We start from the raw sequence: 11,466 nt of genomic DNA, 5'->3' as shown, positions 1-11,466 counted from the left end.
ATCAGGGTTCCTCGTTCCGTGGGCGGTGCGGGGTGGTGCGGTGCGGCCGGCGTACGCGGTGGTCTCGGATCTTCGGACCGTCGTGAGGACAGAAACCGACGCGCGCGCGGCCGTACGGGAGCGGCCGGGACCGCAGTCGACGGCTCCAGGGCCGGGCCGGTGCCGGTGCCGGTGCCGCCGGACGGGCCGGGGCCCGCCGCAGGCTCCCCGGCCCCGGCGTACGCGGCTCCCGCGTACGCGAGTCCGGTGTACGTGGTTCCGGTGTACGCGGCGCCGGCCGAGGACTCCTCGCCCACGGGGCGCCCCGCGCCGTTCACCGCGCCGTTCACCGCGCCGTTCACCGCGCCGCTCACCGCACTCCCCACCGCGCCCTGGCCGGAGACCCGGCGCGGGCGGGGCGGGTGGGGCGGGCGCGCGGCGGCGCCGTCCGGGAGGGTGTCGTCCACGACTCGTCCCGTCTCGTCGTTCTGCTCGATGTCGTCCGGCATGGCTCCCCCTCTCACCGGTACTCCGACAGTCTGCGGTTGCCGCCGACGACCACTCCGGCCGCGGCGAGCACGCCGAGCACGGCCACCCCGAGGGGCAGCCCCGTCAGCGCGTTCCGGCCGCCGTCGGCGGCGCGGGTGAACTCGTCCTGCTCATGGGCCAGGGCGCGGCCCAGTGCCGCGTCGACCTGGTCGAAGGACTGCCCGGTGGACAGGGCGGTGCCGGTGATCAGGTTCATCGCGCCGGTGAAGTCGCCCTCGTCGTCGAGTGTGCGAGCCTGCTGGTGACGCTCGCGCCATTCGGTGGTCCGCTTCGACGCCTCGGTCAGCGGGTCGCCCCCGGCCTTGTCGTCGGCGAGCCGGGCCGCGGCCTTCAGGTCCGAGGTCAGCGCGGTCATGCTGCTGGTGTAGTCGGCCTCGTACTTGTCGGTCTTGCCGTCCTCGGTGAGCACGGCGCCGCGCGCGACCACGGCCAGGTTCTCGTTGGCGCGGGCCTTCAGGGAGTTGATCCGGGCCTGGTTGAGCACCTGGAGGGACTCCTGGCCGTGCGCGCGGGCGTCGTCGAGCCCGGCCCGGGCGAGCCCGTGCCCGGTGGCCAGCCACACCAGCGCGGCCAGGGTGGCCGCCGACGCGGCCAGCAGCCCGTGGTTGAACACCCGGTTGGTCCGGCGGTAGTCGCGGCGCTGCGCCCAGACCAGCACCGCCAGCGCCAGGACGCCGAGCGCGATCGACAGGAACGGCCAGGTGCGGGCCGCGTCGTCGTCCTCGTGGAGCCGTCCCGTCTCCGCCGCGTACAGCCGCTCGGCGGCCGGCAGCAGCCGGGTGCTCATCGTCTGGTTCGCGTACCGCAGATAGGCGCCGCCGAGCGGCAGCCCCTGCCGGTTGGCGGCCCGGGCCCGCTCGATCAGGCCCGTGTAGCGCGGCAGGAACTCGTTGAGCGTGGCGAGTTCGCGCGCCGAGGTGCCGTCGGGGCCGGTGTGCGCGGCGGCCTTCACCAGGAGCCGGGAGGCCGTGGTGACGTCGTCCGTGTACCGCTTGCGGATCTCGGCGGTCTCCTGCGGGCCGGCCAGGAAGCCGCTCGCCGCGGTGGCGTCGGCGTCGGCGAGCGAGCGGTATATGTCGGCGGCGTCGGCGCTCAGCGGCTGGCTGCGGTCGACCACGTCGTCCGCGTACGAGGACCGGTAGGCGACCTCGAAGGCCGTGACGGCGCCGAAGGCGAGCACGAGCAGCGCGAGCAGCGCCCCGAGGATCCGCAGCCGGCCCGGCTCGGTCGTGGCGGCCCGGCGCAGCGTCGCGCGTCCCTGCGACCACACTCCCGGCGTCTTCGGTGCCCCCGGCGACCCGTCCGGGGCCGCGACGGCGGATCCCTGGCCCGGTCGCGGTGCCGGCGGCCCCGGCTGCGCGGGCACCTGGGCGCCCGGCCGTGCGGGCGCGCCTGCCGTACCCCGCGCCGCGGAGGCGGCGGGCGCGTTCGGCGGGTATGTCACGTGACCTCCCCCTCGGTCTTCGACGTCGACCCCGTCCTGCCGGTCTGCTTGCGGACGGCGACCCGGCCAGCAGTATGGCGGCAAGGCCCCGGTCCCCACACCGGGATTGACTCGATCTTGTTCCTATCCTGCCCCACGTCCACGCCCTCGCGGCGGACGTACCCACATCAACTCCCAACACTGTGAATACGCTTGCGGCCCCGATTCGGTTCCGTTCCGGCTGTCGCTCGAAGGAGTGAACAGGCGTGCGGAGCGCCCTGGGAGGACGCCCCGCACACCTCGTACGCAACCCGTACGCACCACCCGACACGTACGCACCACCCGGCACGTACGTCACCTCCGATGCTCCCGGCTCACCGCCGTGAACCGGATCGGGAAACGGCCGTCCCGCTCACGCGTAGTGCGCCCGCAGCCGCGCCGCCGCCTGTGGCCTCGCCCCCTCCTTGTCCAGCACGAGCAGCCCGGCCCCCAGCACCGGCGGGGCCGTCACCACCCGGATCACCGCCTTCGGCGCCCGGGCCGCGAGGAGCTCGGCGATCCGCTCGTCCAGCCGGGGGTGGCGGGCGGCCAGCACACTGCCGCCGAGCACCACCGGCGCCTCCTCGTCGAGGAGCCGGAGCCGTCCCAGGGCGACCGTCGCCATGGCCACGACCTCCTCGGCGAGCCGGTCCACCAGCGCGCGGGCCACCGGGTCGCCCTCCGCGCTCGTACGGAACAGGACCGGTGTCAGCTCGTGCTTGCGCGCCGGCGGCAGATGCCCCCGGTGCAGCGCCTCGATCAGCGCGTACATCGACGGCAGCCCGAAGTGCTCCGGCAGCGTGCGGGCGAGAGCCGTGGCCTCGCCCCGGCCGTCCTCGGCGCGCGCGGCGAACCACAGGGCCTCGTCGGCCAGTCCGCCGCCCCCGCCCCAGTCCCCGGATATCTTCCCGAGCGCGGGGAAGCGGGCCGTGCGCCCGTCCGGCAGCATTCCGGCGCAGTTGATCCCGGCGCCGCACACCACGGCCACCCCGCGCGGCTCGTCGACCCCGGCGCGCAGCAGCGCGAAGGTGTCGTTGTACACCCGGTTCGTCCGGCTCCAGCGCCGTTCGCCGAGGGCCTGTTCCAACTCCTCTTCCTCGACCGGCAGATCGGCGTTCGCCAGACAGGCCGCGACCCGGGCGAACCGAGGGTCGAGCCCCGCGCCGCCCGCCGCCTCCCAGGCCCGCCGCGTGATCTCCGCGAGCACGTCGACGGCCGCCTCGACCCCGACCACCGGTGGCTGGAACCCGCCGCCGCGCGCCTCGCCGAGGACCTGGCCGTCCCGCGAGAGCACCGCCACGTCCGTCTTGCTGTTCCCCGCGTCGATCGCGAGCAGCACCCCGTTCAGCGATCTCATGCCCACGGCAGATGCTCCCGGTTGTGCGCGATCAGCCGGTCGGTCAGCCCGTCCGCCCGCTCGATCTGCCCGATCAGGGGATGCGCGAGCAGCGCCTTGAACACCCGGTCCCGGCCGCCGCGCAGCGCCGCGTCCAGGGCCAGGTCCTCGTACGCCGTGACATGGGAGATCAGCCCCGCGTACAGCGGGTCGAGCGCCGGCACCGGCAGCGGCACCGCGCCCTTCGGTCCGACCGCCGCCTGTACCTCGATCACGGCGTCGTCGGGCAGGAAGGGGAGCGTGCCGTTGTTGTACGTGTTCACGACCTGGTACGGCGAGCCGCCGCCGGCCGCGCCGTCCGAGGTCCCGCCGGCCGTCCCACCTGACGCTCCGCCCGAGGTCCCGCCCGAGGTCCTGCCCGATGTCCTGCCCGAGGTCCTGCCCGAGGTCCCGCCGAGCAGCGCCGCCGCCAGGTCGACCGCCGCCTCCGAGTAGAAGGCGCCGCCCCGCTTGGCGAGCAGCTCCGGCTTCTCGTCGAGCGCCGGATCCCCGTACATCTCCAGGAGCCGCCGTTCCATCTCCGCGACCTCGGCGGCCCGCGACGGCTTGGTGCGCAGCTCCTCGACGACGGCGTCGTGCGCGTAGAAGTAGCGCAGGTAGTACGAGGGGACGACGCCGAGCCGGTCGAGGACGGAGACCGGCAGGCGCAGGTCCTCGGCGATGCCGGCGCCGTGTTCGGCGAGCAGCCGGGGCAGTACGTCCTCGCCGCCGGGCCCGCCGAGCCGCACCCCGGTCTCCCAGGTGAGGTGGTTGAGGCCGACGTGGTCGAGGTGGAGGGCGGATGGGTCGAGGCCGAGCCGGGCGGCGAACTTCCGCTGGAGGCCGATCGCCACGTTGCACAGGCCGACGGCCTTGTGCCCGGCCCGGAGCAGCGCCCGGGTCACGATGCCGACCGGGTTGGTGAAGTCGATGATCCAGGCGTTCGGGTTGGTGCGGCGGACGCGTTCGGCGATGTCGAGGACCACGGGGACGGTGCGCAGCGCCTTGGCGAGGCCGCCGGCGCCGGTGGTCTCCTGGCCGACGCAGCCGCACTCCAGCGGCCAGGTCTCGTCGCGCTGCCTGGCCGCCTGTCCGCCGACCCGCAGCTGGAGCAGGACGGCGTCGGCGCCCTCGACGCCCGCGTCCAGGTCGGAGGTGGTGACGATCCGGCCGCTGTGGCCCTGCTTGGCGAAGATCCGCCGGGCGAGCCCGCCGACCAGGTCGAGCCGGTCGGCGGCCGGGTCGACGAGGACGAGTTCGGTGACGGGAAGGGTCGCGCGGAGCCGCGCGAACCCGTCGATCAGCTCGGGGGTGTAGGTGGAACCGCCCCCTACGACAGCGAGTTTCATCTTCTCTGGCTAACCCTTCACTCCGCTCAGTGCGACTCCCTCGACGAAGGCTTTCTGGGCGAGGAAGAACACGAGGATCACGGGGGCCATGACCAGGACGGTCGCGGCCATGGTCAGATTCCATTCGGTGTGGTGCACGCCCTTGAAGGACGCCAGGCCGTAGCTCAGCGTCCACGAGGACGGGTTCTCGGAGGCGTAGATCTGCGGCCCGAAGTAGTCGTTCCACGCGGCGAAGAACTGGAAGAGCGCGATCGCCGCGATGCCCGGCTTCGCCAGCGGCAGCACGATCCGGAGCAGGACCCGGACCTCGCCGCAGCCGTCGAGCCGGGCCGCGTCGAGGAGGTCGCGGGGGAGCGTCAGCAGGAACTGGCGCAGCAGGAAGATGGAGAAGGCGTCACCGAAGGCCGTCGGGACGATCAGCGGCCACAGGGTTCCGGACAGGTCCAACTGCCGGGTCCAGAACAGGTACATGGGGATGACGAGGACCTGCGGCGGCAGCATCATCGTGGCCACGACGAGCATCAGGACCAGCCGTTCGCCCCGGAAGCGGAAGGTGGCGAGCGCGTACGCGACGGGCACGGACGACACCACGGTGAGGACGGTGCCGAGGCCCGCGTACAGCAGGCTGTTGCGCCACCAGGTGAGGAAGTCCGGGGTGGTGAACACGGCGCGGTAGTTGGCCCAGTTGAAGGTGTCCGGGGTGAGGTCGCGGGTGAGGGCCTGCTGGTCGCTCATCAGGGAGGTGAGGAGGACGAAGACGAAGGGGAGGGCGAAGAAGAGCGCGGCGGCGACGGCGAGCGCGTGCACCGCGATCCAGTGGAGGACGGCGGTGCGGCGGACGGTACGGGGGGTACGTGGGGTGCGGAGGCCGCGGGGGGTACGGCGCCGGGGGCGCTTCCGTGCGGCGCCGGACTCTTCCCGTACCTCCGGCGAGTCGAAGAGAATGCTCATGGCTCAGCTCCCCGCCCCGGCAGCACCGGCAGCACCGGCGGCACCGGCCGCGACGCCGCTCCGCCGCCGCATGAGCAGCGCGGTGAGGGACAGCGCGAGGGTGAACAGGACGAGCGCGACGACACAGGCCGACCCGTAGTCGAAGCGCTGGAACCCTTGCTGGTAGACGAGTTGGGGCAGGGTGAGCGTCGACTTGTCGGGGTAGCCGGGCTCGAAGGGCCGGCCGGATCCGCCGGCGGCACCCGAGGCGATTTGCCCGGCCACCAGCGGCTGGGTGTAGGACTGCGTCGCCTGGATGACCCCGGTGACCACGGCGAACAGCACGACCGGCGCGATGTTCGGCAGGGTCACGTAACGGAAGCGCTGGTACGCCGAGGCGCCGTCCAGCTCGGCCGCCTCGTACTGCTCCCTCGGTACGTCGAGCAGGGCGGCCACGAAGATCACCATCAGGTCGCCGACGCCCCACACCGCGAGCACGGTGAGCGCGGGCTTGGCCCACGCCGGGTCGCCGAACCAGGCGGGACCGTCGATCCCGAACCGGGCCAGCAGCCCGTTGACCGGCCCGGTACCGGGGTTGAGCAGGAAGACGAAGGCGAGCGTGGCGGCCACCGGCGGCGCGAGGAACGGCAGGAAGCACAGGGTGCGCAGCAGCCCGGCGCCCCGCTTGATCCGGGTGACGAGCAGCCCCACGCCGAGCCCGAAGACGACCCGGCACACCGTCGTCGCGGCCACCAGCCACAGGGTGTTGCGCAGCGCCGGCCAGAACAGCGGCGAATCGCCGAGGACGTACGACCAGTTGGCGAGTCCGGCGAACGACGGGGCGGTGAACCCGTCGTAGTCCATGAAGGAGAAGTAGACGGTCGCGGCCAGCGGGTAGGCGAAGAAGACGCCGAAGCCCACCAGCCATGGCGAAAGGAACGCGAGCGTGCGCAGGGCCCGGCGCCGGCGTCTCGTCCGGAGGCCGGCGGTCGCGGGTGGCGCAGTAGTCCCGGCGGTCGTGGTGGTCGCCGCGCTCACCTCGGTCACCCGCGCCTGGCCTGGGCCATGTCGGCGTCGATCTGCCGCTCCGTCCGCTGGAGTCCCGGGACGAGGCCGGAGGAGTCCCTCTCCTTCTCGAACCCGTAGGCGAAGTCCTGGAGGGTACGGAGATACGCGCCGCCGTCGAGGGTGCCCGGCGCCGTGTTGGACCGCTTGTTCCGGGCGATGTCGAGGAAGGTCTTGAAGCGCGGATCGAGCTTCAGGCCGGGGGACTTGAGCGCGGCGAAGGTGGAGGGGACATTGCGGATGTCGTTGGCGAAGGCGACGACGGCCTCGGTGTCGGTGGTCATGAACTTCACCAGTTCCCAGGCGGCGTTCTGCTTCCGGCTCTGCGCGGAGACGCCCATGATCGTGCCGGAGAGGAAGCCCTTGCCGTAGTCGATCCCGTCCTCGTCCGGGACGGGCATCGGCGCCACGCCGATCTCGAACGGCACCTTGGCGTCCAGGGCCATGCCGAGCCGCCACTCGCCGTCGAGTTGCATGGCGACCTGACCGGTGTGGAACGGATGCTCGGCGCCGAACTCGTCGCCGAGCCCCGTGCGGAACCGCTCCAGCTTCTCGTAGCCGCCGAGTTCGTGGACCATCTTCTGCTGGAAGCGCAGCAGATTCCCGACTGCGGGATCGAGGGCGAGGGACGCCTTGCCCTTCGAGTCGAAGTATCTCGGTCCCCAACTGCCGAGGTAGTGCTCGATGTTGTTCTCGTAGCCGTGGTAGTTCGGCAGGAAGCCGACCCGCTCGTATCCGTCGCCGCGCGGCTTGGTGAGCTTCTTGGCGACCGCGCGGAACTCGGACCAGGTCTTCGGTGGGCCGTCGATGCCGGCGTCCTTGAAGGCGGTCTTGTTGTAGTAGAGCCCGTACGCGTCGGTGAGCAGCGGCATCGTGCACCGCCGGCCCTCGAACCCGGTGTATTCCAGAAGGGGCTTGGGGAACGTCTTCGCCAGGTCGAGCCCGGACTTCTCGATGAAGGGGGCGAGGTCGGCGAGCGCGCCCGAGGAGCAGAACCGGCCGACGTTGGCGGTCTCGAAGGAGGAGACCACGTCCGGTCCCCTCGAACCTCCGGCCCGCAGCGCCTGGTTGAGCTTGTCGTCGTCGATCCCGCCGACGGAGTGGACCTTGATGTGGGGGTGGGTCTTCTCGAACCGCGCGATGTTCGCGTTGATGGCCCGGACCTCGGAGGGGGCCGACCAGCCGTGCCAGAAGGTGATCGTGGTCCGCCCGCCGGGGCCGTCGTCGGCTTTGTCGTCGGCTCCGCCGGCCGGGGAGCCGGTGCACGCGGTGGCGGACAGGGCCAGCGCCAGGGCGGTGCCGACGGCGGCGAGGGGGGTGAGGGCGCGCCGGTGAGGGTGGGCGGGCGACATGACGGTGTTCTCCGGTCGGGGCTGGGAGGTGGGGGGGGGAGGGGAGCGGGGGAGCGGGGAGTGGGGAGGGAAGGTGGTGGGGGAAGTCAGGTGGGGAAGAATCGGCGGGAAGAGTCGGCGGGTCGGCTCAGTGGGGGTGGCGGGAGGTGTCGAAGACCTCGTCGCGGGTGGCGGCGAGGGCGGAGACGAGCGCCCCGCACAGCACCGGCCGCCGCTCGACGGTGCCGAGCACCAACTGTGGCTGCGCGTCGGAGAGTTCGGCGAGCTGTTCCTGAACGCGGGCGCGAAGCGGCTCCCCGCCGGGGCGGACGGCCGCGCCGGTGAGGACGACGAGCCCGGGATCGAGGACCGCGACGAGGGTGGCGATGCCGACGGCCAGACGTTCGGCGTACCCGTCGAGGAGGCGGGCGGAGGGCCCGTGCTCGGTGTGCCGCGCGGCGGCCTCGGCGAGCAGCCGGGCCGCGGTCGGCACATCGGTCGGCCCGCCGCTCTTGCTACCACGGCCCGTCTCGATCCCGCAGTCGCGCGCGAGCCGGAGCAGCGAGCGGACCCCGGCCAGCTCCTGGAAGCCGCCCGCGCCGGCCTCGGCGACCCGCCGCACCAGCGGGGTCCCGGGCACCGGCATGAGGCCGACCTCCCCGGCGCCGCCGGTGGCACCCCGGTGCAGCCGGCCGCCGAGCACGAGCGCGGCGCCGAGCCCGGTCTCGTTCCACAGCAGCACGAAGTCCTCGTGCCCGCGCGCGGCACCGGTCCGCTGTTCGGCGAGCGCGACCAGATTGACGTCGTTCTCGTACGCGACCGGCATCGGCAGCGCGTCCGCCAACTCGTCGAGCAGAGTGGGGGAGTGCCAGCCGGGCAGATGGGCCGCGTAGCGCAGCCGCCCGGTGGCCGGGTCGAAGGCCCCGGGGGTACCGATGACCAGACGGTGTACGGCTCCGAGGGCGAGCCCGGCCTTCTCGGCGGCCCCCGCGAGCGCGCCGGCCACCTGACGTACCACCCCGCCCCGTCCGGGCGGCGTGGCGGGCAGCCGGAACTCCCCGACGATCTCGCCGGTCACATCGGCGACGGCCGCGTGGATCCGGTCGGCGGTGACATCGAGCCCGGCGGCGTACGCGGCGCGCGGATTCACCGCGTACAACTGCGCGTTCGGCCCCGGCCGGCCTTCGGACATCCCCGTCGCCTCGACGAGTCCGGCGGCTTCGAGTCGGGCGAGGAGCTGGGACGCGGTGGGCTTGGACAGGCCGGTCAGCCGGCCGATCCGGGTCCGCGACAGCGGCCCGTGCGCGAGCAGCAGATCGAGCGCCGCCCGGTCGTTCATCGCCCGCAGGACGCGCGGGGTCCCGGGTGTGCCGGTGCTGCCGGTACGCGGGTCCGGGCCGGGAGCCGTACTCGCCATGACGCCTCCGTCCCCCTGCCTCGGCCGCACTGTCAGGAAGGTTTCCTGTCTATTCGAAAGGACGGTAGGACGGCGCCGGGCGAACCGTCAATACGGGACAACCGGACAACCGGACAACCGGACAACCGGACGACCGGACGACCGGCGGGCAGCCGGGCGCCGGACCGCGCCTAGGCCTTGCGGGCGAGCAGGTGGATCTCCCGGAACTGCCGGAGGTCGGTGGGCTCGGGCTCGCGCACCATCCGCGCCACCTCGGTCAGGCCGGCCGCGCGCAGCAGCGCGGCCATGTGGTCGGGCCACCAGCGGTGGGCGGGTGCGACGGCGTGGTCGAACTCCTGCGTCGCGGGAGACGGCCCGTCGGTCGCCGAGAAGCCGATCAGCAGATGACCGCCGGGCGCGAGGATCCGATGGAACTCCGCGAGGATCGGCGGGAGTTCGGACGGCGGAATATGGATGACGGACCACCGGGAGAGCACACCGCCCAGGGTGCCGTCGGCGATGTCCGGCGCGGCCATCGAGCCCACCTCGAACCGCAGCTCGGGATGGGCCCGCCGGGCCAGTCCGATCATCGCGGGCGAGGCGTCCACGCCGAAGGCGTCGACCCCCGACTCCGCGAGATACGCGGTGACATGACCGGGCCCGCACCCCAGATCCGCGACCCGGCCGTCCCCCGCCGCACGGGCGAGCTCACCGAAGGCGCCCAGGATCGCGCGGTCCAGCGGGAGGCCCGGGAGGCTGTCGCGGAAGAGATCGGCATAGGTGGAGGCGACACTGTCGTAGGCCGCGCGGGTGGAGTGAGAGGCTTCTTCTTCGACCATGCCCGCGAGGGTAGTTACCCCGCTCGCGGGCCCGGTCATGGCTTCGGGGCGACGGTCGGGTTCACGCCACCGGGGTCTGCGGACCGTCCTGTTCCTCGGGTGCGGGGGTGATCCAAACGGCTTCCAGATCGCGGCAGCGGACGGTCAGTGTCGCGTCCGTGAGCGCGATCTCGTGCAGGCAGCCGGCCGGATCCGGCAGCAGCTCGTCCAGCAGGAACGTGTCCTTGTTCATCCAGTCGATGGCGTGCGCGTAGTCGAAGGAGAAGTGGACGACCCCGGCGTACCGGATCTCCAACTCGTCCTCGTGCTTCCACGGGTTGGGAGTGAACCGCACGACGAGCGACCCGCTCTTGTCCGTCGCCACCCGCACCTCGGCCAGTCCCAGATCCTTCACGCAGCGCAGCGAGCTGAACCGGTAGTGATCGGGGTCGGTGGCGAAGGCCCGCGCTCCCGGCGGGAGTTCGGGTGCGAGGCGCGGCAACTCGTCAAGGTAGGGGTAGGGGTCGGTCACGAACCCGGGATACTCCGCCTCCCAGGCGACTTTCACGTACCGCATCCGTCCCCGCCCCCGCCTTCGTTCGCTGTCGAGCCGCCGAAGGCATTCTCGCCGGTGCCCGATGGCGGCCTCGCGGCAGGGGAGTGCCGTCGTGGCCGTGGCCCTGATGGCACTCCTGATTCTGTGCCCCCGTCCTCGCCTCAGGCCTGCGACGCGGCTCTGACGAGCAGCTCCTCGACCGCGCGGTGCGCGTCGGCGTCCTCGACCCAGCCGCGGGCCCAGTCGAGGGCCGTGCCTCCGCCGGACTCCGGCAGGAGCGGATCGGCTCCGTAGCGGAGGAGCAGCTCCGCGAGGGGCAGGTCCGCGTGCGCCGCGACCGCGGCCAGGGGCAGCCCGTCGCGCCGGCCCCGCGACTCCAGATTCGGTGAGGCGCCGGCCCGGAGCAGGAGCGACGCGCAGCGGTACTCACCTTGAACGGCGGCCAGATAGAGGGCCGTCGACCCCTCGTGGCGGGCGTCCGGGTCCGCGCCGAGGGACAGGGCCTTCCGCAGGTCCCCCACCCGGCCGTCCCCGGCCGCGGCGCACAGCCACTTGGGCAGTTTCTTCCTGGTTCGGTTCTTCACGACTCGGTCGGGCGCCGCTTACTTCCGGGAGGTGCGGAACGTACAGTGGTGCGCCCGATACCCCTTTCCGTA

The 11,466-nt window shown here is 72.9% G+C and carries 10 protein-coding genes and 1 pseudogene; all 11 read right to left on the bottom strand.

Annotated features, from left to right (window positions below; all coding sequences use genetic code 11):
* Positions 1–488, bottom strand: a pseudogene (locus ABZ990_RS22315) (hypothetical protein); the annotation flags it as partial.
* Between the two features lie 11 nt (positions 489–499).
* Positions 500–1,798, bottom strand: a complete 1,299-nt coding sequence (locus ABZ990_RS22310; RefSeq protein WP_361234183.1) for a hypothetical protein — start codon at positions 1,796–1,798, stop codon at positions 500–502.
* Between the two features lie 565 nt (positions 1,799–2,363).
* Positions 2,364–3,347: a BadF/BadG/BcrA/BcrD ATPase family protein gene (locus ABZ990_RS22305; protein WP_361234180.1), complete on the bottom strand. Its 984-nt coding sequence runs from the start codon at positions 3,345–3,347 to the stop codon at positions 2,364–2,366.
* A complete protein-coding gene (locus ABZ990_RS22300; RefSeq protein ID WP_361234177.1) occupies positions 3,344–4,714 on the bottom strand; it encodes a 6-phospho-beta-glucosidase in 1,371 nt (456 codons plus the stop codon). Before ABZ990_RS22300 ends, ABZ990_RS22305 begins: the two co-directional genes overlap by 4 nt.
* Positions 4,715–4,723: 9 nt before the next feature.
* Positions 4,724–5,665, bottom strand: coding sequence for a carbohydrate ABC transporter permease (locus ABZ990_RS22295; RefSeq protein WP_361234174.1), 942 nt, complete (start codon positions 5,663–5,665; stop codon positions 4,724–4,726).
* Positions 5,666–5,668: 3 nt separating this feature from the next.
* Entirely contained in the window at positions 5,669–6,682 is a 1,014-nt protein-coding gene (locus tag ABZ990_RS22290; RefSeq protein WP_361234171.1) for a sugar ABC transporter permease, read from the bottom strand.
* Between the two features lie 5 nt (positions 6,683–6,687).
* The gene (locus ABZ990_RS22285; RefSeq protein WP_361234168.1) at positions 6,688–8,061 is read right to left on the bottom strand and encodes an ABC transporter substrate-binding protein; all 1,374 of its coding nucleotides are present in this window, start codon (positions 8,059–8,061) and stop codon (positions 6,688–6,690) included.
* A gap of 127 nt (positions 8,062–8,188) precedes the next feature.
* Positions 8,189–9,457 (bottom strand): ROK family transcriptional regulator, encoded by a 1,269-nt coding sequence (locus ABZ990_RS22280; protein WP_361234166.1) that lies wholly within the window; start codon positions 9,455–9,457, stop codon positions 8,189–8,191.
* 170 nt (positions 9,458–9,627) lie between these two features.
* Positions 9,628–10,275: a class I SAM-dependent methyltransferase gene (locus ABZ990_RS22275; protein ID WP_361234163.1), complete on the bottom strand. Its 648-nt coding sequence runs from the start codon at positions 10,273–10,275 to the stop codon at positions 9,628–9,630.
* A 61-nt stretch (positions 10,276–10,336) separates the two neighbouring features.
* Positions 10,337–10,786, bottom strand: coding sequence for a hypothetical protein (locus ABZ990_RS22270; RefSeq protein WP_361234161.1), 450 nt, complete (start codon positions 10,784–10,786; stop codon positions 10,337–10,339).
* Positions 10,787–10,971: 185 nt separating this feature from the next.
* A complete protein-coding gene (locus tag ABZ990_RS22265) occupies positions 10,972–11,394 on the bottom strand; it encodes an ankyrin repeat domain-containing protein (RefSeq protein WP_361234158.1) in 423 nt (140 codons plus the stop codon).
* Positions 11,395–11,466 lie beyond the last annotated feature (72 nt).

The sequence above is a fragment of the Streptomyces sp. NPDC046203 genome, from assembly GCF_040646255.1.
Taxonomy (GTDB): Bacteria; Actinomycetota; Actinomycetes; order Streptomycetales; family Streptomycetaceae; genus Streptomyces.
The sequence above is the reverse complement of the archived record's forward strand: the minus strand, read 5'-3'. Positions and strand labels throughout refer to the sequence as shown.